We start from the raw sequence: 22,410 nt of genomic DNA on the forward strand, positions 1-22,410 counted from the left end.
TCCGCTCGGTGAATGCTAGAAAACGCCAGAACCGCAACTTCGCCGGCCCACCCCTGGCCAGGCCACATTCACCGCTCGTTCACCTGCTGTTCATCTCGGGCGTCCCAACCGTCCCCGCACCCCCAGCGGCCAACCGCTCGCGCTCGCGCGCCACGTCGAAATCGGCAGGCGGATACCCCAGATCGAGCGTGTCGAACGTCTCCCGCAGCAGGTGGGCGACCGCCCAGTCCCGATACCACTTGCGGTCCGCCGGCACCACGAACCACGGCGCGGCGTCCGTGCCGCACCGGCTCAGCGCCTCGGCGTACGCGGCCTGGTAGTCGTCCCACTGCGCGCGGGAGTCGACGTCCGACGGGTTGTACTTCCAGTGCTTGTGCGGATCGGTGAGCCGTTCCAGCAGCCGCTCGCCCTGCTCGGCGTACGAGATGTGCAGCATCACCTTCACGACTGTCACCCCGTCGTCGACGAGCTCCCGCTCGAAGGCGTTGATCTGGTCGTAGCGGGCCCGCCAGATCGGCTCCGGCACCAACGACCCGACCCGGGCGATCAACACGTCCTCGTAGTGTGAGCGGTTGAACATCCCCACGTACCCGGGCGGCGGCAGCGCGCGGCGGATCCGCCACAGGAAGTCGTGCCGCAGCTCCTGCGGCGTCGGCGGACCGAACGAGCGGATGTGCAGACCCAGGGGGTTCATCGCGCCGGCGACCCGCTTGATCGTGCCGTCCTTGCCACCGCAGTCCATCGCCTGGAGCACCAGCAGCACCCGGTGCGCCGGCCGGGCCGACTCCGCCTTGGCCATCGCGAACAGCATCTCCTGCTGCCGGCCCAACTCCTCGCCGACCAGCTCCACCTGGGCACGGGCCCAGGTCTTGCGGTGCTCGCCGATGACGTCCGGCGGCGGCAGGCCGGGCGTGGACCGGGGATCGATGGCGGCGAGATCCACCGGCGCGGTCACCCGCAACAGGTCCCGCACCGACCCGCCGTCCGGCGCCACGACAGCTCCGCTCTGCCCTTGCCGGGGTTCGCTCATCCTCGGATCATCGCCCACCCGCCGGCCATCCGCGCGTCGAGGCCCGCCGACGGCAGCCGCCGACGCCCCCTATCGCGTCGAGGCCGCTCGATGCGCCACCGGCCCGCCGTCACGTCCGGGGCCGCCGGCGCGTCCGGTTGGTTGCAGGATGTACGCCAGGCACGTGGCGCTCGGGGGAGGGTGGTGGGTCGTGCGGGACCTGGCGACGGAGTTCGAGGCCGAGCGGGGCCGGCTGCTCGCGGTGGCCCACCGGATGCTGGGCAGCCGCAGCGAGGCCGAGGACGCGGTGCAGGAGACCTGGCTGCGCTACGCCGGGGCGCTCGCCGACCCGGCCGCCCGCGCCGAGATCCGCGATCTCTCCGCCTGGTTGACCACCACCTGCGCCCGGCTCTGCCTGGACGTGCTGCGCTCGGCGCGGGTCCGCCGCGAGGCGTACCCCGGGCAGTGGCTCCCGGAACCGGTCGTGAGCCCGCTGGACGGCGGGCCGCCCACCGGCGGGTACGCCCCCGACCCCGCCGAACACGCCGTCCGCACCGACCAGGTCGGCACGGCGCTGCGGGTGCTGCTGGAACGCCTCGCGCCCGAACAGCGGCTCGCGTTCGTGCTGCACGACGTGTTCGCGGTGCCGTTCGCGCGGGTGGCGGACGTCCTCGGCACCAGCGAGGTGGCCGCCCGGCAGCTCGCCTCCCGGGCCCGCCGGGCCGTCGCCGCGCCGGACGCGCCCCGGCACACCGCCGACCCGGCCGAGCAGCGACGCGTCCTCGCGGCGTTCGTGGCCGCCACCGAGTCCGGCGAGCTGGATCCGCTGCTGCGGGTGCTCGCGCCGGACGTGGTCCTGATCGGCGACTCAGGCGGGCACTTCCCGACGGCCCGCCGGCCGGTGGTCGGCGCGGACACGGTGGGCCGCTTCACGCTCGGCCTGTTCGGCCGGACCGGGCGGTACGCGCGACGGATGCGGTCCCGCCCGGTGCTCGTCGACGGCGTCCTCGGCCTGCTGCTGGAGACGGCGCACAGCGACGGGCGGCCGATCCGGCTGGTCACCGCGTTCTCGGTCGACGGCGGCCGGATCACCGGCATCTTCAACCAGCTCAACCCGGAGAAGCTGGCCGGCCTGCCGCCGCTGGGCGACGACGACACGTGGCCGCCGCGCTGGTGAGCCCGCGCCGGCTCAGACCACCAGCGCCAGCCATTTGCGGTACGAGGTGGCGAACGGCTCGGTGCCGTCGCCGAGGGCGCCGTACAGCCACTGGGCCGCCGCCTCGGCCTCGACCACCACGTCCTGCGGGTAGCCGAAACGGGCCCGGTGCTCGGCGAACTCGTCCTCGTCGAGCAGCTCCACCAGACCGGTGGCCCGTCGCCGGACCACGTCCAGGTCGAGGTCGATCAGGTGGACGGTGTCGTCGGACTCCCAGCGGGCCGGGGTGGCGATGTCGCAGTAGACCTCGCTGGTCCGTGGCGGCGGGTTGAACATGCACGTCCACCAGGCGTGGTGCGGGACCAGCAGAACGAAGGGGATCTTCTCCACCGACGGCCGGCCGTGGTAGACCGACTCGGTGCCGAAGGGGACGCCCAGCCAGATGCCGAGGTCGTCCTCCGCGAGGCGACGGGCCGGGTAGTCACGGTGCGCGCTGCCGTCGTACTTGCGGTAGATCACTCGGACCACGTCGCTCGGCATGATTCGCACCCTAACCGATACTGCCCACGCGTCGTAGCACGGCCGTAACCGGACGGGGTGGACCAGCGGGGTCGATGGGTGGTCCGCGCCACGCGGGCGGATGGGCACGGTCGGTGTCGGCGGCGGCGGGTACCGTCGCACGGTGACTCCGCCCCGCACCGCCACCGGTTCCGCCACCCCGTCGGCCCGCGGCGGGAGCCGGCGGCGTGGTGCCCGGCCCAGCGGCACGGACCTGCTCGCGGCGGCGGTCGGCGCGGTCCCCGGCGGCACGGCGCGGCCCGGCCAGCAGCAGATGACGACCGCCATCGAGGAGTGCGTGACCAGCGGTGAGCACCTGCTCGTGCAGGCGGGCACCGGCACCGGCAAGTCGCTGGCCTACCTCGCGCCGGCCCTCACCGTGGACGGCCCGGTGGTGGTGTCCACGGCCACCCTGGCCCTGCAGTCCCAGCTCGTCGACCACGACCTGCCCCGGCTGGCCGACGCCGTCGAGCCGCTGCTCGGCCGCCGCCCCACGTTCGCGGTGCTCAAGGGCCGGCACCACTACCTCTGCCTGGCCCGGCTGGACAACTCCACCGCGGACGAGCCGGAGGAGACCCTCTTCGACGCCCCGGCCGCCCGCCCCGGCGGCGGCACGAAGTGGCTCGGCGAGGCGGGCCGGCTGGGAAAGCAGATCGAGCGACTGCGCGACTGGGCCGAGAAGACCGACACCGGCGACCGCGACGAGCTGGACCCGGGCGTCGACGACCAGGCGTGGCGGCTGGTCTCCATGCCGTCGCGGGAGTGCGTGGGCGCGACCCGCTGCCCGTTCGGCGCGGAGTGCTTCGCCGAGGCGTCCCGGGCCCGCGCCCGTGAGGCCGACATCGTGGTGACCAACCACAGCCTCCTGGCGGTCGACATGCTGGCCGACCGGCACATCGTCCCGCCGCACAAGCTGCTCATCGTCGACGAGGCACACGAGCTGGCCGACCGGGTCTCCTCGGCGGCGCAGGCCGAGCTGGTGCCGGAGCTGATCGACCGGACCACCCGGCGGGCCCGTACGCTGCTGCGGCCGGAGACCGCCGACGCGCTCACCGCCGCCGGTGACGCCCTCGCCGTCGGGCTGGCCGAGGCCCCGGCCGGTCGACTCACCGCCGGCCTGCCGACGCCGCTGCGCGAGGCGTGCACGCTGCTCGACGCGGCCACCCGCACCGCCCTGGACGCGATCGGCGAGGTCAAGTCGGACGATCCCGACCCGGTCCGCAAGCAGCAGGCCAAGGCCGCGCTGGACGAGCTCTCCACCACCGCCCAGCGGCTCCTCGAAGAGGCCGACCACGACGTGGCCTGGGTGGAGAAGAACGACAGCGGCAGCCGACGGGCCCTGGTGGTCGCGCCCCTGTCGGTCGCCGGCACCCTCGCCACCCACCTGTACGACGAACGCACCGTCGTGGCCACCTCGGCCACCCTGGCGCTCGGCGGCCGGTTCGACACGGTGGCCCGCGCCCTCGGCCTGGACGCGCCGCCGGTCCCCGCGTCGCCGGCCGCCGCCTCGCTGGCCGCCCGCACCGGCTCGGGCCGCCCGGCCGCCGAGACACCGGGCCGCCGGCTGGCCGATCCCGCCACCATCCCAGCGACCGAGGGGCCGGGCTGGCGCTCGCTGGACGTGGGCTCGCCGTTCGACTACGCCCGGCAGGGCATCCTGTACGTCGCCGCGCACCTGCCCCGGCCCAGCGTCTCCGGGCTGCCGGACGCGGCCGGGGAGGAGCTGCTCGGGCTGGTCGAGGCGCTCGGTGGTCGTACTCTCGGGCTGTTCTCCTCCCGGCGGGCCGCGACGCAGGCGGCGGAGCTGCTGCGCGCGCGGACCGACCTGCCGGTGTTGTTGCAGGGCGAGGAAGCGCTGCCGCTGCTGGTCCGCCGTTTTCGGGAGGAGCGGTCCAGCTGCCTGTTCGGGGTGATGTCGCTCTGGCAGGGGGTGGACGTGCCGGGCGACGCCTGCCAGCTCGTGGTCATCGACCGGCTGCCCTTCCCCCGGCCGGACGAACCCCTCGCGGCGGCCCGCGCCGCTGCCGTGGACGCGGGCGGCGGATCCGGCTTCGCGGCGGTCAGCGTGCCGATCGCGGCGGTCCGGCTGGCGCAGGGAGTGGGCCGGCTGATCCGGGCGACCGGCGACAAGGGAGTCGTCGCGGTGCTCGACTCGCGGCTGGAGACGGCGCGCGGCTACGGGCCGTTCCTGCGCCGTTCGCTGCCCCCGTTCTGGTACACGACCCGCCCCGAGGTAGCCCGCGGCGCCCTGCAACGCCTAGCCACAACCTGACCAAGCACCCCTGTCCCGTCCCCCACCCCCAAGACCGCGCCGATCTTGCAGTTTCTGTCGTCGATATGGGGTGGTACGCCCCTTGTGCGGCGACAGAAACTGCAAGATCGCGGAGAAAGGTCAGGGGGCCTGCGCGGCTACCACCACGGCGTCGGGTGGGGTGTCCGGGACCGTGCGGGCGGCCAGTCGGCGGACCGCGGTGTTCAGCACGGCGATCAGTGGCACCGAGACCAGCGCGCCGGTGATGCCGGCGAGCACCACGCCGGCGGCGATGCCGATGATCACCGCGAGCGGGTGGAGGGCGACCGCCCGCCCCATGATCAGCGGTTGAAGCACGTGCCCCTCGATCTGCTGCACGCCGATCACCGCTCCGAGGATGATCAACGCGGTGACCGGGCCGCTGTCGACAAGCGCCACCAACACCGCCACGCCGCCGGAGAGCGCCGCGCCGACGATCGGGATGAACGCGCCGAGGAACACCAGCGCCGCCAGCGGGAAGGCGAACGGCACGTCGAAGATGACCAGGAAGATGCCGATACCGACCGCGTCGATGAAGGCGACAAGCACCGTCGCGCGGACGTACGCGACGAGGGTCTGCCAGGAGGCGCGGCCGGCGTCGTCGACCTTCCACCGGGCGGCCACCGGCAGCAACCGGACCAGGAACCGCCAGATCCGGTTGCCGTCGCGCAGGAAGAAGAACGTCGCGAAGAGCACCAGGAGCGTGCCGGTCAGCACCTCCGCCAGCGTCGCCGCGGTGCTCAGCGCACCGCTGGTGAACTTCGAGGTGTTGTCGTTGATCCAGGCCTGCGCCTCGTCGATGTAGCGGTCGAGCTGGGTGTCGGAGAGGTGCAGCGGACCCGTCTTCAGCCAGTTCTGGATCTGCCGGACGCCTTCCGACGACTTCTCGCTCAGCTCGGGTACGCCGCGAATGAACTCGTTGACCACCAGCGTCAGCGTGCCGATGACTGCGACCAGGCCGCCGACCAGCACCACCGCCGTCGCCAGCGACCGGGGGAAACGGGCCCGCAACAGCCAGCCCACCGCTGGCGCGAGCAACGCGGAGAGCAGCAGCGCGATGGCCAGCGGAATGATCACGATCTTGATCGTGCCGACGATCCTGAGCAGGGCCCAGGCCACCACACCGATCACGATCAGCCGCCAGCACCACGCGGCGGCGATCCGCAGCCCGTGCGGGACGTCGGCGTCGTCCCGGCTGGCGGTGGAGCTGTGCAGCTCCGCCGCAGCATCCGCGCCGTAGACGGTGGCGCTCGGTGCTGCGGTCGGCCCCGGCACCGCCGGCGACGCCACACCGGCCGCCCCCGACACGTCGCTCAACTCCTCACTCAACGTGCCCTCGTCGACGCGCGTCGACTCCTGTCGTGACTGGTAGGCGCGGCGAAGCCGCCCGCGTACCCGCTCGAAGCGGCTCAAACGCACCTCCTGGCAGAAAACCCGGCCCGCCCACGGCGACAGGTCGGACAGCATACGTCCGTTCCCGACACCGTAGGACAGTTCAGCCACACATTGCCCCGACCATCTCCTGCGTAACCACCGGCCGGCCCCCGTCGGCCACACGGTAGCCTCTGCGGCGTGACCGCCGACAACGATCTCGACGCCGGCCTGCCGATCCGCCTACTGCACGACCGCGTGCTGGTACGCATGGACGGCAGCGAGGGCGAGCGCCGTTCCACCGCGGGCATCGTCATCCCGGCGACCGCCGCGGTCGGCAAGCGCCTCGCGTGGGCCACCGCGGTCGGCGTGGGGCCGAACGTCCGCGCCATCGTCTCCGGCGACCGGGTCCTCTTCGACCCGGACGACCGTTCCGAGGTCGAGCTGCACGGCCGCGGGTACGTGCTGCTGCGGGAGCGCGACGTGCACGCCGTGGCCGCCGAGCGGATCGAGAACGACTCCACAGGTCTCTATCTCTGACGCACCTCCCCTGGCCGGCGGACGCCACCGCGCCGTTTGCCAGCCCGTGGCGCGGGAAGCCAGCCGGCGACCGTGGGCCCTGGGGAGGGACGATGCCGGTATTCGTGAAGAAACTGCTGACCTGGGGCAGCGTCGCGTTCCTGATCTACTTCATGGCGTTCCGCCCGGACGGCGCCGCGCAGATGTTCAAGGCGATCGGGGCCGCGCTGATCGCGATGGCGCAGGGGCTCGGTGACTTCCTCACCACGCTGATGACCTGAGCCCGCCGACCGCCGTCAGGGGTGACCGGGCGGCGGCCACGGCGCCGCGGGGCGCAGACCGTGCCAGTTGGCCGGCGCGTAGCCCATCGGAGGCGGCGGCGGGGCGAGCACCACCGGGATCGGCACGACCGGCTCGTCGGGCGCGTCCACCGGTCGCTGCGTACCGTCCGGGAAGCGCAGGTGGTAACGGCTGCCGTCCCAGACACCCACCGGGGCCTGGGGGTCGCGACCCACGAAGTACGACCGGTACGCGGTGATCGCCTCCAGCAGTTGCCGCTCCTCGGCGAACGTCCGCTCCCGGTCAGCGGGCTTCCGGTCCAGACCACGAAGCGTCCCGTCGCGCAGCAGGGCCAGCCGGGTCGCGGCGAGCTGGTATCCGCGCATCGCCCGCACCCCGGCGTCCCCGGCGACCCGGCGTGCCCAGCTACGGGCGGCATGCCGACGGCCCAGGCTGCTCAGCGCGGCCACCTCGGGCGGGCTCAACCAGCCGGCGCGCACGTAGTCGGGCAGCGTCCGCTCGGTGAGCCGCCCCTCCCAGGCGCGCAGCCACACGGCCAGCCCGACCACGCCGAAGAACACCGGCACCATCAGACCCAGGAAGCCGTACAGCATGATCACGGCCTCGCCGGTGGCCTGGGTCAGCGTCGGCAGCAGGTTCCACGTGCCGTGCAGCATCATCGCCAGCAGCAGGCCGGCGATCGGAGCGAGCACCCGGACCCGCCGGTCGGCCGTCCGGGCGGCGACACCGAGCCCCACACCGGTCATCGAGGTGAAGAGGGGGTGGGCGAACCCGAACAGGAGGATCCGCACGATGAAGATGGCGATCACCTGCTGGGCGCCGGTCGCCGGGCCGTACCGGTCGGCGCCGGCCGCATAGCCGTACCCGCCCAGGTAGAGGATGTTCTCCACCATCGCGAAGCCGACCGCGGAGAGCCCGCAGTAGACCAGGCCGTCGGTGATCCCCGACCACTCCCGCCGCCGGAACACCAGCAGCAGGATCGGGCCGAGCGCCTTGGTCAGCTCCTCGATGAACGGCGCCACCAGCACGCCGGTCAGCGCGTCCGGCAGCCCCCAGTCGGCGAACCGCCCGGCGGCGAACTCGTTCACCTTCAACGAGGCGGCGGTGGAGACGAACGCGCCCCACGCGAAGCAGAAGATCAGGTATTTCAGGGGCTCCGGTTCGTAGCGGTCGAGCCAGAGGAAGCACGCGACGAGCACCGGCACCGGCAGGATCGCGGCGCCCACCCCGACCAGCAGCGCCTGTACGCCCAGCGACTGGCCGAGGGTGATGACCATGAAGACCGCGCACGCCGCGATGAACAGCACCACCCCGGCCAGCACCAGGAACCGCAGCCAGCCGAAGCGGCGCGGCGGGATCCCGGTTGACCCGCCGACGGGCGGGGCCGCCGGCGGGTGCGGCGGCGACGGTAGGGGTGCACCGGGCGGGGTGTCGGCCATGCGGTCAGCGTAGCCATCCGCCGCCGGCTGGTTCGGCCGCATCCACAGCCGCTATGCTGCCGGCAGGTCACGAGCGCCAGCGTCAAGCCCCGGCTTGCTGGCCGGCAACCCTCGTCGAGTTCGCGGTGGGGTGCCCCGGGTGATGACCGGGCCCAGCCCGATCGGCGTGCTGGGCAAGCGCGGACCCCGTCCCGAGGCCACACCCGGGGTCCCTGACCCCGGAGGTTCCGGCGTGTCCGTCACCCTCGTACCCTCGCTGCCCGCCCTGCCCACCGTCGCGCCCCAGCCGTCGGCGGCGCTCGACGTGCTCGGCGTGCCCGGCGAGATCAACCTCGACTACGCGGCCACCGCGCCGTGCGCGCGGGCCGCGGCCGACGCGGTCACCGAACTGCTCCCCTGGTACGCCAGCGTGCACCGCGGCGCGGGAGCGCTGTCGCGGCGCTGCACCCTGGCCTACGAGCGGGCCCGGCAGACGGTAGGCGACTTCTTCGGCGCCCGCGCCGACGACCACGTGATCTTCACCCGGAACACCACCGACGCCCTCAACCTGCTGGCCCGGGCGCTGCCCGCCGGCACGACAGTCGTCACCTTCGCGGGCGAGCACCACGCCAACCTGCTGCCCTGGCCACGCGGCTCGGTACGCCTGCCGGTGCCCGCCGACCCCGCCGGGGCGGTACGCGCTCTCGCCGCCGCCCTCACCGAGCTGCGCCGCGACAGCAACCCCGCGCTGCCGGTGCTGGTCGCCGTGACCGGGGCGAGCAATGTGACAGGCGAGCTGTGGCCGGTCGCCGAGCTGGCCCGGGTGGCCCACCGCCACGGCGCCCGGATCGTCCTCGACGCCGCACAGCTCGCGCCGCACGCCCCGGTCGACAGGGACACGCTCGACGTGGACTACCTGGCCGTGTCCGGTCACAAGCTGTACGCCCCGTTCGGCACGGGCGTGCTCATCGGCCGGGCGGACTGGCTGGATGCCGCCGCGCCGTACCTGGCCGGCGGCGGCGCCACCAGCCACGTCGGGCCGGCCACCCACGACGTGACCTGGGCGAACGGCCCGGCCCGACACGAGGGCGGCACCCCGAACCTGCTGGGCGCGGTGGCCCTGGCGGCGGTGTGCGCGGCGCTTGCCGACGCCGACCGGGTCACGCTTGCCGCCCGCGAGCAGGCGTTGCTGGCCCGGCTGCGCGCCGGCCTCGCCGCCCTGCCGCACGTGGTGGAGCTGCGCACCTTCGGCCCCGACGCGCCCCGGGTCGGCATCGTCTCGTTCGTGGTCGCCGGCCGGGACTCCGCCGCGGTGGCCGCCCGACTGGCCGCCGAACACCGGATCGGCGTACGGGACGGGTTGTTCTGCGCCCACCCGCTGGCCCGGCGGCTGCTCGGCGAGGCCGCCGGGCGTACCGGCCGGCGGGATCTTCCGCCGACCGCGTTGCGCGCCAGCATCGGCCTGGGCAGCACCGCCGCCCAGGTCGACCGCCTACTGGCCGCGCTCGCCGAGCTGGCCTGAGCCTGAGCCGAGCTGGCCTGAGCCTGCGCCTGCGCCGGGCTGAGTCCCTGCCCCGGACGCCCCGCCGCCCCGCGCTCAGCCGACCGGCGGGGCGGTGGGTGGCTTCGGCGCCTCGCCCGGCTCGGCCGGTTCGCCGACCGGCCGTTCCTGCTCCCCGAAGGCCGTCCGGATCCACCGGTTCGCCTCCTCCTGCTCGACCCCGGAGGCCACCAGCAGGTCACTCGCCGTGGTCCGGATCTGGGCGATCACGACACTCCCGGAGAAGCCGACCCCCGCCCCGTACGCCCGGCCGGCCTCGCTGACGGCCCGCAGCGAGCGCTCCCGTGCCTTCTGCGGCTCCTCGCCCGCCGCGAACTCGTGCTTGAGCAGCCGGACCGACTCGGCGAGGTGGCCGATCGCGTCCGGCATCGGATCCGGCACCGGCTCGTCGTCCTCGATCAGGGTGACGGACCGGCGGATCAGCGTGCCGCTGTTACGCATGGCGCGGTCGATCGGATCGGCCGCCTCCGCGTAGTGGATCAGCTCGCCGCGGCGGTGCCAGCGGGCCGGCGACAGGGTGGCCGTCTCCTTCGCGCCCTCGATCGCCTCGGCCAGGGTGGCCAGCTCGTCCTTGTTGTTGCGCAGCCGCTCCAGCGCCCGCTGGATGCCGGCCCGGTCCCGGTCGCGCAGCCCGTCGGCGGTGGCGTCGAGCTGGGCGGCGAGCAGGTCCAGCGCCGGCCGGGCGGCCCGGTTGATCACACGCAGTGGGTTCAGCGGCAACAGGACAGCCGTCACCAGCAGCGCGATGCCGCCGCCGAGGAAGGCGTCGACGAAGCGGGGGATCTCCAGGTTCTGGGTGGACGGGCTCAACGTCACGATCAGCACCGCCGTGGCGGCGGCCTGGATGACGATGGCCACGCTCGCCCCGGCGAAGATGGTGAGCAGGATCGCCACCGTGACCACCAGGCCGAGCTGCCACGCCCCGGTGCCGAGGAAGTAGATCAGGAGGTCGCCGACGAACACCCCGACGCCCACCCCGACGATCAGCTCGACGGTCCGGCGGAACCGCTGCCCGACCGACGCGGCGAGCGTGCCGACCGCGGAGATCGGCGCGAAGACCGGCTGCGGGTTGCCGAGCAACTTGTGCGAGACGAGGTACGCCAGCCCGGCCGCCAACCCGGCCTGGACGGCCAGCCCACCCGCCATCCGCACCCGGTGCAGCCGGTCGTGCAGGGTGGCCCGGCCGCGGTGCCGCAGTTGCTGGGTGGCCTCGGCGATGCGCGCCCCGTCGACGTCCACCAGGCCCTCGCGCAGCGGGGTACGCCGTACCACCGGAGGTTTCTTGTCCCGGGCCACCGCCATGGGCGCGACTACCCGTGGCGGGGGCCCTGAATCCTCTCTCCCGCGTGCGGCGCACGGATGCGGCAGACTCGGGCGGTGGCCGATCTGCTGGACCGGTGGCGGGCGGCGGCCCGTGACGCCGGGGCGAGACCCGACGAGCGCTCCACCCGGGCCGGGGAGGAGCTGCTGGCCCGGTGGCGGGAGCCGCACCGGCAGTACCACACGGTGGCGCACCTGAGCGCCGTCCTCGATGTGGTGGACCGGCACGCCGCGTCGGCCGACCGACCCGACCTGGTCCGGTTGGCCGCCTGGTGCCACGACGCGGTCTACGACCCGCGGGCCCCCGGCGACACCAACGAGCGGGACAGTGCCGCGCTGGCCGGGCACCTGCTCACCGGCCTCGGGGTGCCGGCGCCCGCGGTGGCCGAGGTGCGCCGGTTGGTCCTGCTCACCGCCGGGCACGCCGTGGGCCCTGGCGACCCCGACGGCGCCCTGCTCTGTGACGCGGACCTCGCCGTGCTGGCCGGACCGCCGGCCGCCTACGACAGCTACGCGGCGGCGATCCGGCGGGAGTACGCGCACGTGCCCGATCCGGCCTTCCGGACGGGACGGGCCACCGTGCTCACCGGGCTGCTGGCGCTGCCCGCGCTGTTCCGGCTGCCGCCGCTCGCCGACCGGTGGGAGCAGCCGGCCCGCGACAACCTGCGCCGTGAGCTGGCCGCACTCAGCGGATCGCCGACGAACCCGGCTTGACGAGGTGCTTCGGGCGACGCAGTCCCGCGTCGCGCAGCAACCTGACGAGTTCCCGGCTCGGCACCACCCGGGCCCCGAGCCACACCGCCGCCGCGAACCGGTCGGCCGGGATGTCGTAGTGGTCCCGGTCGAAGCCGCGCCGGGGTGCGCCAAGCGCCTCGGCGAAGGCGTGCAACTCGGCGTAGGAGACGTCGCTGATCAGGTGCGACCAGAGTCGACCGCGCCACGGCCAGGCCGGCCGGTCCAGGTAGAGCATGGTGCCCAAGCTAGCCCGCGTTGATGATCGGTGGTCGGCGACCTAGCCTCGGCGGCATGGCCCCCACCGGACTCCTCGACGACCTGCGCGCCGCCCTGGGCGAGAACGCCGTGCTCACCGACCCGGACCTGCTGCGCCTGCACCAGCGCGACGAGGCCGACCTCTGCGCCGCCGGAGTCCCGGCAGTGGTGACCCGCCCCCGCACCACCGAGCAGGTGGTGGCGGTGATCCGGGCGGCGGCACGGCACGGCGTACCTGTGGTGCCGCAGGGCGCGCGGACCGGGCTGGCCGGCGCGGCGAACGCGGTGGACGGCGCGGTGGTGATCAGCACCGTCGCGATGGACGAGATCCGCGAGATCGACCCGGTGGGCCGTATCGCTGTGGTCCAGCCCGGCGTGGTCAACGCCGCGCTCGCCGCGGCGGTCGCCAGGCAGGGCCTCTGGTACCCGCCGGACCCCGGCTCCTGGGAGTCGTCCACGATCGGCGGCAACGTGGCCACCAACGCCGGCGGCATGTGCTGCGTGAAGTACGGCGTGACCACCGAGTACGTGCTCGGCCTGGAGGTGGTGCTCGCCTCCGGCGAGGTGCTGCGCACCGGGCGGCGTACCGCCAAGGGGGTGGCCGGCTACGACCTGACGCGGCTCTTCGTCGGCTCGGAGGGCACCCTCGGGGTGATCACCGAGGTGACCGTGGCGCTGCGGCCGGCCCCGGCCGACTCGCTGACCCTGGTGGCGGTCTTCGGCTCCACGGCGGCGGCCGGCACGGCGGTGGCCCGGATCGCCGCGCGGGGCCTCACGCCCAGCCTGCTGGAACTGCTGGACCAGACCCACCTGCGGGCGATCGAGGCGTACCAGCCGATGGGGCTGCGGACCGACGCGCAGGCGGTGTTGCTGGCCGCCGCCGACACCGGCGACCGGGCGGGCGACGACCTGGCGGCCCTGGCCGAGGTGTGCGAGGCGGCTGGCGCCGAGGAGGTCTACGCGGCCACCGACGCACTGGAGGCCGCGGCGTTGTTGCAGGCCCGCCGCCTGGCCCACCCGGCGATGGAGAAGTTCGCGGCCGACACCCACCCGGGTGGCAACGGCGGCCTGGTGATCGACGATGTGGCGGTGCCGCGGGGCGCTCTCGCCGAACTGCTGGACGGGGTGGCCCGGATCGCGGCGGACTGCGAGGTGCCGATCGGTGTGGTGGGGCACGCCGGGGACGGCAACATGCACCCGAACATCGTCGTCGACCGGGCCGACCCGGCGAGCGTGGAGCGGGGCCGGCGGGCGTTCGACGAGATCATGCGGCTCGGCCTGGCCCTGGGGGGCACCTGCACAGGCGAGCACGGGGTGGGGCTGCTCAAGCGGGACTGGCTGGCGGCCGAGATCGGCCCGGTCGGCGTCCGGGTGCATCAGGCCATCAAGGCGGCGCTGGACCCGGCCGGCCTGCTCAACCCGGGCAAGGTGCTCTGACGGGCCGCGTCAGCCCTTGACCTCGGCGGGTGTCGCCTGGGTGAGCAGCAACAGGATCTCCCCCGCCACCGTCGGGCGTTCCTCACCCGGGCAGTCCTGCGAGGTGACCAGCCCGGACGAGGTGAGCAGGCTGGACGTCAGCGCGTCGATACAGGTGGTCCGGTAGCGCCGGACCTGGTCGGTCTCCTCGGCGAGCCGGGGGTCGGCGAGCAGGACCTGGAGGCGTTCGGTCTGCTCCGCGGCCAGCCTGCCCCGGGAGGTGACCCCGTCGCCGGCACAGTCGAGGCACTGCCATGAGCCGTCCCGCTCGACGCTCAACGTGCGCAGCGGGGCGTCGGCGCCGAGCCGTTGGATCAGGCTGACCTGGCCCGCGGCGACTGTCGTCGGGATCTCGGGCGCCGGCACACCGGCGGCCGAGCCGGCCGGCGGTTGGGCGACCGGCTTGTCGGCGTCGTCGCCGCCGAACAGCGAACACCCGGCCAGGGCGGCGGCGAGCGCCACGGCAAGAAGGGGGGTGAGGAGACGGGGGCGCGCGCGGTACAGCACGCGCGGAAACCTACCCCACCGTAGGTAGCGTTCGAAACCACCATCCGGGCCGGTATCGATAGTTACCACTCGGTAACGTTACTTTTCGGTCATTGTGGCGTGGGGCGCAGCTCGGCCTGGTCGTCGTCACCCCGGTCCGCCGCGTAACCCCGTACGTCAGGTGCGCCCAGTCGGGCCGCGTCCGCCCCGGCGTCGTCCGGCATCAGTTGGGACTGCCGCTCCGCCTCCACCCGCGCACGGTAGTTCTCGACCTCGCGGGCGCTCCTCGCCGCGTCCCACCCGAGCACCGCGCCCATCAGCTCGGCGGTGTGCTCGGCCGACTCCAGGCCACGGTGGCTGGTCTCGAAGGAGATCCGGGTCCGTCGGGTCAGCACGTCCTCCAGGTGCAGCGCACCCTCGGCCCGCGCCGCGTAGGCGACCTCCGCCGCCAGGTACTCCGGAGCACCGGCCAGCGGGGACGCCAGCAACGGGTCGGCGTCGATCAGCGCCAGCAGGTCGAGCGTGAGGGTGCCGTACCGCTCCAGCAGGTGCTCCACCACGCCCACCGGCACGCCGTGCCGGCGGGCCAGGTCGGCCCGGTCGCGCCACATCGCCGGGTAGCCGTCCGCGCCGAGCAGCGGCAGGTCGGCGGTACGCGACGCGCGGGCGCCACCCAACCGGCGTACGGCCCGGTCGACCACGTCGGACGCCATCACCCGGTACGTCGTGTACTTACCGCCGGCCACCAGCAGCAGCCCGAGCATCGGCTCGAACACTGCGTGCTCGCGGGAGAGCTTCGACGTGGAGTCGGCCTCACCGGCCAGCAACGGCCGCAGCCCGGCGTAGACGCCCTCGATGTCGGCGGTGGTCAACGGCCGGTCCAGCACGGTGTTGACCTGCTCCAACAGATAGTCGATGTCGCTGGCCGAGGCCGCCGGGTGGGATCTGTCCAATCGCCAGTCGGTGTCCGTCGTACCGATGATCCAGTGCCCGCCCCACGGGATGACGAAGAGCACCGACCGTGCCGTACGCAGGATGAGCCCCGTCTCGCCGGTGATCGCCGAGCGGGGCACCACCAGGTGCACCCCCTTCGAGGCGCGCACCCGGACGCCGGGCCGCAGGCCCACGTCGTTGAGCATCCGGGACATGTCGTCGCTCCACACACCGGTGGCGGCAATGACCGTGCGTGCCTGCACCTCGAACTCGGCGTCCGGGGACCCGGCGGGCGCCTCCAGGTCGCGGACCCGGACGCCGGTGACCTCCCGCGCCTGCCGGATCAGCCCGACGGCCCGGGCGCTGCTGACCACTGTGGCGCCGAGGCTGGCCGCGGTGCGGGCCAGGGTGACGACCAGCCGGGCGTCGTCGACCTGCCCGTCGTAGTAGCGGATCGCCCCGGCCAGCGCGTCGGCCCGCAGGCTCGGGAAGATCCGCCGGGCCCCCTCGCGGGTCAGGTGCCGGTGCAGCGGCATGCCCCGGCCACCGCCGAAGAGGCCGGCGAAGGCGTCGTACGTGGCCACGCCCGCGCCGTAGTACGAGCGGCGGAAGATCCGCGCGGGCAGGTCCCGCAGGCCGCGGCCGGCCGGCAGCGGCACCAGGAACGGCACCGGGCGGACCAGGTGCGGCGCGAGCCGGGTCGCCAGCAGGCCCCGCTCGGTCAGCGCCTCGTGGACCAGGTGGAACTCCAACTGCTCCAGGTAGCGCAGCCCACCGTGGATGAGCTTGCTGGATCGGCTCGACGTGCCCGAGGCGAAATCGCGGGCCTCGACGAGGGCCACCTTCAGGCCCCGGGACGCCGCGTCCAGGGCGGCGCCCGCACCTGTCACCCCGCCCCCGATGACCAGCACGTCGAAGCGCTCGGCGCGGAGTCGGCGCAGGTCGGCCGTACGGCGAACCGGCGAGAGCTGCCCGGCGACGGATCGGGAGATGTTGGGGTCACGCACCCATCCACCGTAACCGCCGTGCCGGCCGGTCGGCATTCGCCGCCCGCGCAGCCCGCCTCCTTCCGCGTCGCCCCGCGGAAGATCTTGGACAGTTTCCGTCAGCGGCTGCCGGAAACTGTCCCAGGATCTGCGCGGTTCTTCGATTCGCGACTGCTCGGGGTGGTCGTAGGGTTTCCGGATGCATGGTCAACCTGCGCATCCCGGGCTCGGCGACCGCAACTCCCCGTGGCCGGTGGTCGCGGCCGTGTTCGTCGGCTGCTGGACCGTGGCGGTCACGGTGGCCACCCAGACCGGTGGCTGGCTCACCGATCAGGTGCTGCTCGGCTTCGGACGGGACCGGGTGGGCTGGCTCTGGCCGGTGCTCGGCCTGACCGTCGTCGTGCTGGTGGGCACGCCCGCCCTGCTGCTGGCCGTGCTGCCCCGCTCGACCACGGTCCGGGCCACCGGGCGGGTCTGGCTGGTCGGGGCACTCGTGCTCGGGGTGCTCACGGCGCTGCGCGTCGTGCCGCCGGTGCACCACGAGGCGTACCTCGCCGCGCTGGCCGCCGCCGCATCCCTCAGCGCGCTCACCGTGGCCTGGTCGGCGCGACGATCGTCCGGCTCGAACGTCGGCACCGCGCCGGACGCCACCGCGCCGTGGGCCGGCGACGGTCTCGGCGGTGCGGTGCCGAACGGCGACGCCGCCACAGCTCGGGCCATCGAACGGCCCGAGGCGGGCGTCGACGTCGCCCCGTCGGCTGCCGGGGGCCCCGAGCCGGTCCGGGGACAGCGTGGATCGCGTCGGCCCGGGCCGGTGCCGCTGCTCGCGGTCGCCGCCGGGTTGGCGCTGCTGCTGCCGTGGGCCTGGTTGGGCGCGCTCGGCGGGCTCCTGGAGACCGTCCTCGCGGGCCTGGCGGCCGCCGCGCTGGGCGTGCTGGCGGCGGTGCTGCTGGACGCCACCTTCTGGTCCCGGTTCGCGGTCGGCCGGCCGCCCCGGCCGGCCCGCCTGGTGCTGGTCGGTGGCCTGGTGGCCGGGGTGGCGCTGCTGCTGCTCGCGGCCGGGACGGGCCAGTCCGGCGCGCAGTTGCCCGCCCTGCTGACGCTGCCGCCGACGGGCTTCGCGCTGGCCGCGCTGTACGCCGCGACCTGGCGACCGACCGCCGACCAGACCGCGACCGGCCGCCCCACCGCCGACCCGACCGCGACCGGGCAGCCCACCGCCGGCCCGACCGCGACCTGGCGACCGACGGCCGACCCGGCCGGCGCCGCACGCGCCGGCCGGACGGCGACCGGTTGGCTGGTGGGCCTGGCCGCGTTCGGCCCGCTGGCCTTCACCGACCCGGAAGAGATCAGCCTGCTGCTGATCGGCACCCGGGACGTCCCGTTCTGGGTGGCGGTCGCCGCCGGGGCCGGCCTCGCCGTCGCGGTACTGGTCGCCATCGGGTACGCGGTGCTGCTGGCCCGCCCGACGGCACGCACCCCGAGTCGCCGGGTCGCCGCGCTGGCCGCTGCGGTCCTGCTGGTGACCGTGGGTGTCGTCGACGTCGGGCCCGGCCAACCCGGCCTGTACGGGGAGCGGCTGCTGGTCGTGCTGCGTGAGCAGGCCGACCTGAGCGGCATCCCGGCCGGCGCTCCCGGGCAGGCCGGACGGGACGCCCGGGCGGCGGAGGTCTACCGGCTGCTGGTCACCACCGCCGACCGCAGTCAGGCCGACCTGCGCCGCACGGCGGGGCGGCTACGACTCGACCCGGTGCCGTACTACCTGGTCAATGCGGTCGAGGTGGATGGTGGCCCGGCCGTACGGGCCTGGCTCGCGCGGCGACCCGAGGTGGCTCGGGTGCTGGTCAGTCAGCGCCTGCGGCCGCTGCCGGCCCCGGCCGGGCAGAGCCGGGGCACCGCGCCGGCGCCGACCGGCCCGGAGTGGAACATCCGTCAGCTCGGCGCGGACCGCGTCTGGTCCCAACTGGGGGTGACCGGCAGGGGGATCGTCGTCGGCAGCTCCGATTCCGGCGTGGACGGCGGCCATCCGGCGCTGCGGGCCGGGTTCCGGGGCGGGGACGACTCCTGGTACGACCCGTGGGACGGCACCCGAACGCCGAACGACCAGGGCGGGCACGGCACCCACACGACGGGCAGCGCGGTCGGGCGGGACGGCATCGGGGTGGCCCCGGACGCGCAGTGGGTCGGCTGCGTCAATCTGGACCGCAATCTGGGCAGCCCGGGGCACTACCTGGACTGCCTCCAGTTCATGCTGGCGCCCTTCCCGGCCGGCGGTGATCCGTTCACCGACGGCCGGCCCGAGCGCGCCCCGCAGGTGCTGACCAACTCGTGGGGCTGCCCGGCGATCGAGGGCTGCGACCGGGAGGCCCTGCTCCCGGCCACCACGGCGCTGGACGCCGCCGGGATCTTCGTGGTCGCCGCGGCCGGCAACACCGGCCCGTGGTGCGCGTCGATCGACGACCCGCCCGCTCCGTACGCGAACGTGCTGACCGTGGGCGCGGTGGACGCGAAGCGGCGGGTGGCCGAGTTCTCCTCACGCGGACCGGTGCCGGGCGGCATCGGCAAACCTGACGTGCTGGCGCCCGGGGTGGGCGTGGTGTCGGCCATGCCCGGCGGCGGGTACGCGGCGCTGGACGGCACGTCGATGGCGACCCCGCAGGTGGCGGGAGTGGTAGCGCTCATGTGGTCGGCGAACCCGGCGCTGATCGGGGACCTGACCAGGACCCGGCAGATCCTGCGGGACACCGCGACGCCGGCCGAACCGACGTACCGTTCCGACAACCCCACCGACGCCTGCGGCGGCCCGGCGAACGTCACGGGCGCCGGCCAGGTCGACGCGTACGCAGCCGTTCGCGCCGCCCAGGGGTGAACGAGGGCGGGGCCGGTCACCGCCGGCAGGTGATCTAGGGTCGGCGACCATGGACGCCGAGATCACCGTCGCCGAACTGAGCCCCGACCTCGCGCCCACCGTGGCGCGGCTCTGCGCGCAGGCGCTCGACCTGCCCGAGGACGCGGCCGAGGCGGCAGCCATCGTGGACGTGCTGTGGACCCGGGCCGCCGCCGACCGCGCGGTGGTGGGGCTGGGCGCGTACCGGGGGAACGACCTGGTCGGGGTGCTGCTCTGCTCGGTGTCGCCGACCGAGGCGGGCATCGGGCACGTGGACCTGGTCGCGGTGCTCCCCGACCAGCGCCGCCGGGGGGTGGGTCGCGCGCTGCTGTCGCGCGCCGAGCAGGCACTCGGCCAGCGCGGCGTCACCGAGGTGCTGCTGGCCGGGAACCCGCCGTACTACGCCTGGCCGGGCATCGACGTGCGGTACACGCCGGCGGTGTGCGCCGCCCTGGCGCTCGGCTACCACCAGGACCGGACCGCCTGGAACATGACCGCCGACCTGTCGTACGACGGGTCACCGGCCCTGCGGTCCACGGAGGCCGCGGAGCAACGGCTGGCGGGGCAGGGCATCACGGTACGCCGGGCGGAGCCCGCGGACCTGCCGGCGCTGGCCGCGTTCGCCCGGTCCACCTTCGGTGGCACCTGGGACGGCGAGCTGGCCGGGTCGGTGGGCCGCGCCGGGGCCGGCTGCCACCTCGCGGAGCGGGCGGGTGAGGTGCTGGGCTTCGCCGCCTACGGGTCGTCCCGGCCGAGCTGGTTCGGGCCGATGGGCACCGCGCCCTCCGCCGAGGGTTCGGGCATCGGCGGCGTGCTGCTGCGACGTTGCCTGCGTGACCAGCGCGCGGCGGGGGTGGACCGGGCGCAGATCGGTTGGGTGGGGCCGGTGCCGTTCTACTCCGGCAGCGCGGGTGCCCGGATCGAGCGGGTCTTCTTCCTGTACCGGCGGACCCTACCGGTGACGTGAGAGGGCAAATGGGACATGAATCCATTCGCCCGCATGAGCCATCGACGCCCCTTACCGTTTCGGTAGAGGAGGCAGCCATGACCACGGATGACGACCAGACCGAGGACGGCCCGCCGATCACCTGGAAACCGGTCGGCGAACTGCCCGGCCAACTCCCGTTCGACCGGCTCGACTACGGCGACGCCGAGCAGCTGGCCGAGATGACCACCGACGGCGAACCGCTGGCCGAGGAACCGCAGGAGATGGTGGACGCGCCGATCCAGCTGCTCCCGCCGTACGACCGGGCGCAGAAACGCCGTAACCAGCGCCCGCTACCCACCTGACGACGAACGGGGCGGACCGCGTCAGCGGCCCGCCCCGTTCGGTGTGTCGGAACTGGACTCAGAAGTCCATGTCCCCGCCACCCGGGCCAGCCGGGGCAGCCGGGGTCTTCTCCGGCTTGTCCGCGACGACGGCCTCGGTGGTGAGGAACAGCGCGGCGATCGACGACGCGTTCTGCAGCGCCGAGCGCGTCACCTTGGCCGGGTCGATGATGCCCGCGGCCAGCAGGTCGACGTACTCGCCGTTGGCGGCGTTGAGGCCGTGACCCGCTTCGAGGTTACGGACCTTCTCCACCACGACGCCGCCCTCGAGGCCGGCGTTGACGGCGATCTGCCGCAGCGGGGCGTCCAGCGCCACCTTGACGATGTTGGCACCGGTCGCCTCGTCGCCGACCAGGTCCAGCTTGTCGAAGGCGGTCTTGCCGGCCTGCACCAGCGCGACGCCACCACCCGGGACGATGCCCTCCTCGACGGCCGCCTTCGCGTTGCGAACGGCGTCCTCGATGCGGTGCTTGCGCTCCTTGAGCTCGACCTCGGTGGCCGCGCCGACCTTGATCACCGCAACGCCACCGGCCAGCTTGGCCAGCCGCTCCTGCAGCTTCTCGCGGTCGTAGTCGGAGTCGCTCTTGTCGATCTCGGCCCGGATCTGGTTGACCCGGCCCTGGATCTGCTCGGCGTCACCGGCACCGTCGACGATGGTGGTCTCGTCCTTGGTGACCACGACCTTGCGGGCACGGCCCAGCATGTCGACGCCGACGGCGTCCAGCTTGAGGCCGACCTCCTCGCTGATGACCTGGCCACCGGTGAGGATGGCGATGTCGGCGAGCATGGCCTTGCGGCGGTCACCGAAGCCCGGCGCCTTGACGGCGACCGACTTGAAGGTGCCCCGGACCTTGTTGACGACCAGGGTGGCCAGGGCCTCGCCCTCGATGTCCTCGGCGATGATCAGCAGCGGCTTGCCGCCCTGCATGACCTTCTCCAGGATCGGGAGCAGGTCCTTGACCGACGAGATCTTGCTGTTGACGATCAGGAGGTAGGGGTCGTCGAAGACGGCCTCCATGCGCTCCGGGTCGGTCATGAAGTAGGCCGAGATGTAGCCCTTGTCGAAGCGCATACCCTCGGTGAGCTCCAGCTCCAGCCCGAAGGTGTTGCTCTCCTCGACGGTGATGACGCCTTCCTTGCCGACCTTGTCCATCGCCTCGGCGATGATCTCGCCGACGCTGGAGTCACCAGCGGAGATGGAGGCGGTGGAGGCGATCTGCTCCTTGGTCTCGACGTCCTTGGCGAGCTTGGACAGCTCCTCCGAGACGCTCGCGACCGCGGCCTCGATGCCCCGCTTCAGGGCCATCGGGTTGGCGCCGGCGGCCACGTTGCGCAGGCCCTCGCGAACCAGGGCCTGGGCCAGGACGGTCGCCGTCGTCGTGCCGTCACCGGCGACGTCGTCGGTCTTCTTGGCGACCTCCTTGACCAGCTCGGCGCCGATCTTCTCGTACGGGTCCTCGAGCTCGATCTCCTTGGCGATGCTCACACCATCGTTGGTGATGGTGGGGGCACCCCACTTCTTCTCGAGCACGACGTTGCGGCCCTTGGGGCCGAGGGTCACCTTTACGGCGTCGGCGAGCTGGTTCATGCCCCGCTCGAGGCCGCGGCGAGCCTCTTCGTCGAAAGCGATCATCTTGGCCATACGGCGTTGTCCTCCTGGACACTCACGGGCCACCCGAGATGTGTCCCCCGGATGGGCCGCCTGGTGTACGCACCTTGGGACGTCGCCACCTGGCGACGACGACGTCCTTCGGCCGGGCCGGATAGCCCGCGACGACCGGCCATGTGCCGCCCCGGCGTCTCCACGCCCGGGCAACCTGG

General features: G+C 73.9%; 19 protein-coding genes and 1 riboswitch. Of the genes, 10 read left to right on the plus strand and 9 right to left on the minus strand.

Annotation, left to right across the window (positions count from 1 at the left end; all coding sequences use genetic code 11):
* Positions 1-79 precede the first annotated feature (79 nt).
* A complete protein-coding gene (locus tag AB0B97_RS18330; RefSeq protein WP_357494812.1) occupies positions 80-1,030 on the minus strand; it encodes a PPK2 family polyphosphate kinase in 951 nt (316 codons plus the stop codon).
* Positions 1,031-1,220: 190 nt separating this feature from the next.
* Between AB0B97_RS18330 and sigJ the strand changes: the two genes are divergently transcribed.
* Complete coding sequence (gene sigJ / locus AB0B97_RS18335) at positions 1,221-2,186, plus strand: RNA polymerase sigma factor SigJ (RefSeq protein ID WP_357494814.1); 966 nt, start codon at positions 1,221-1,223, stop codon at positions 2,184-2,186.
* 12 nt (positions 2,187-2,198) lie between these two features.
* Here sigJ and AB0B97_RS18340 read toward each other — a convergent pair whose 3' ends face one another.
* A complete protein-coding gene (locus AB0B97_RS18340) occupies positions 2,199-2,705 on the minus strand; it encodes a DUF402 domain-containing protein (RefSeq protein WP_234588325.1) in 507 nt (168 codons plus the stop codon).
* Between the two features lie 100 nt (positions 2,706-2,805).
* Between AB0B97_RS18340 and AB0B97_RS18345 the strand changes: the two genes are divergently transcribed.
* Positions 2,806-4,995 (plus strand): ATP-dependent DNA helicase, encoded by a 2,190-nt coding sequence (locus tag AB0B97_RS18345; RefSeq protein ID WP_357494817.1) that lies wholly within the window; start codon positions 2,806-2,808, stop codon positions 4,993-4,995.
* Between the two features lie 120 nt (positions 4,996-5,115).
* Here the strand turns inward: AB0B97_RS18345 and AB0B97_RS18350 are convergent, their stop codons facing one another.
* Positions 5,116-6,480, minus strand: a complete 1,365-nt coding sequence (locus tag AB0B97_RS18350; RefSeq protein ID WP_357494819.1) for an AI-2E family transporter — start codon at positions 6,478-6,480, stop codon at positions 5,116-5,118.
* A gap of 105 nt (positions 6,481-6,585) precedes the next feature.
* Here AB0B97_RS18350 and AB0B97_RS18355 point away from each other — a divergent pair, with 105 nt between their 5' ends.
* On the plus strand, positions 6,586-6,924 hold the full coding sequence (locus AB0B97_RS18355; protein WP_234588322.1) for a co-chaperone GroES: 339 nt from the start codon (positions 6,586-6,588) through the stop codon (positions 6,922-6,924).
* Between the two features lie 92 nt (positions 6,925-7,016).
* Positions 7,017-7,184, plus strand: coding sequence for a hypothetical protein (locus AB0B97_RS18360; protein WP_234588321.1), 168 nt, complete (start codon positions 7,017-7,019; stop codon positions 7,182-7,184).
* 15 nt (positions 7,185-7,199) lie between these two features.
* On the opposite strand, the gene AB0B97_RS18365 is transcribed toward AB0B97_RS18360, so the two are convergent.
* Complete coding sequence (locus AB0B97_RS18365) at positions 7,200-8,684, minus strand: PrsW family intramembrane metalloprotease (RefSeq protein ID WP_357494821.1); 1,485 nt, start codon at positions 8,682-8,684, stop codon at positions 7,200-7,202.
* Between the two features lie 23 nt (positions 8,685-8,707).
* Positions 8,708-8,828, plus strand: a riboswitch (SAM riboswitch).
* A 79-nt stretch (positions 8,829-8,907) separates the two neighbouring features.
* Between AB0B97_RS18365 and AB0B97_RS18370 the strand changes: the two genes are divergently transcribed.
* Positions 8,908-10,143, plus strand: coding sequence for an aminotransferase class V-fold PLP-dependent enzyme (locus AB0B97_RS18370; protein WP_357494979.1), 1,236 nt, complete (start codon positions 8,908-8,910; stop codon positions 10,141-10,143).
* Positions 10,144-10,218: 75 nt separating this feature from the next.
* On the opposite strand, the gene AB0B97_RS18375 is transcribed toward AB0B97_RS18370, so the two are convergent.
* Positions 10,219-11,421, minus strand: a complete 1,203-nt coding sequence (locus AB0B97_RS18375) for an FUSC family protein (protein ID WP_234588355.1) — start codon at positions 11,419-11,421, stop codon at positions 10,219-10,221.
* Between the two features lie 138 nt (positions 11,422-11,559).
* Here AB0B97_RS18375 and AB0B97_RS18380 point away from each other — a divergent pair, with 138 nt between their 5' ends.
* On the plus strand, positions 11,560-12,216 hold the full coding sequence (locus AB0B97_RS18380) for a metal-dependent phosphohydrolase (protein ID WP_357494823.1): 657 nt from the start codon (positions 11,560-11,562) through the stop codon (positions 12,214-12,216).
* On the opposite strand, the gene AB0B97_RS18385 is transcribed toward AB0B97_RS18380, so the two are convergent.
* Positions 12,188-12,472, minus strand: coding sequence for a DUF4031 domain-containing protein (locus AB0B97_RS18385; RefSeq protein WP_357494825.1), 285 nt, complete (start codon positions 12,470-12,472; stop codon positions 12,188-12,190). The two genes, AB0B97_RS18380 and AB0B97_RS18385, sit on opposite strands and share 29 nt — an antisense overlap.
* A 56-nt stretch (positions 12,473-12,528) precedes the next feature.
* Here AB0B97_RS18385 and AB0B97_RS18390 point away from each other — a divergent pair, with 56 nt between their 5' ends.
* Complete coding sequence (locus AB0B97_RS18390; RefSeq protein WP_357494827.1) at positions 12,529-13,929, plus strand: FAD-linked oxidase C-terminal domain-containing protein; 1,401 nt, start codon at positions 12,529-12,531, stop codon at positions 13,927-13,929.
* A gap of 9 nt (positions 13,930-13,938) precedes the next feature.
* Here the strand turns inward: AB0B97_RS18390 and AB0B97_RS18395 are convergent, their stop codons facing one another.
* Positions 13,939-14,475, minus strand: a complete 537-nt coding sequence (locus AB0B97_RS18395) for a hypothetical protein (RefSeq protein WP_357494829.1) — start codon at positions 14,473-14,475, stop codon at positions 13,939-13,941.
* 89 nt (positions 14,476-14,564) lie between these two features.
* Positions 14,565-16,379, minus strand: a complete 1,815-nt coding sequence (locus AB0B97_RS18400) for a glycerol-3-phosphate dehydrogenase/oxidase (protein ID WP_234588354.1) — start codon at positions 16,377-16,379, stop codon at positions 14,565-14,567.
* A 193-nt stretch (positions 16,380-16,572) separates the two neighbouring features.
* Between AB0B97_RS18400 and AB0B97_RS18405 the strand changes: the two genes are divergently transcribed.
* From AB0B97_RS18405 to AB0B97_RS18415, 3 genes are all read left to right on the plus strand, one after another.
* Positions 16,573-19,242 carry a S8 family serine peptidase gene (locus AB0B97_RS18405; protein ID WP_357494831.1) on the plus strand — a complete coding sequence of 890 codons (2,670 nt, stop codon included), beginning with the start codon at positions 16,573-16,575 and terminating at the stop codon, positions 19,240-19,242.
* Positions 19,243-19,291: 49 nt separating this feature from the next.
* Positions 19,292-20,227, plus strand: coding sequence for a GNAT family N-acetyltransferase (locus AB0B97_RS18410; RefSeq protein ID WP_357494833.1), 936 nt, complete (start codon positions 19,292-19,294; stop codon positions 20,225-20,227).
* A 77-nt stretch (positions 20,228-20,304) separates the two neighbouring features.
* Positions 20,305-20,550: a hypothetical protein gene (locus AB0B97_RS18415; RefSeq protein ID WP_234583310.1), complete on the plus strand. Its 246-nt coding sequence runs from the start codon at positions 20,305-20,307 to the stop codon at positions 20,548-20,550.
* A 58-nt stretch (positions 20,551-20,608) separates the two neighbouring features.
* Here the strand turns inward: AB0B97_RS18415 and groL are convergent, their stop codons facing one another.
* Positions 20,609-22,231 (minus strand): chaperonin GroEL, encoded by a 1,623-nt coding sequence (groL, locus tag AB0B97_RS18420; RefSeq protein WP_234583311.1) that lies wholly within the window; start codon positions 22,229-22,231, stop codon positions 20,609-20,611.
* Positions 22,232-22,410 lie beyond the last annotated feature (179 nt).

The sequence above is a fragment of the Micromonospora sp. NPDC049004 genome (assembly GCF_040649315.1).
Lineage (GTDB): Bacteria > Actinomycetota > Actinomycetes > Mycobacteriales > Micromonosporaceae > Micromonospora.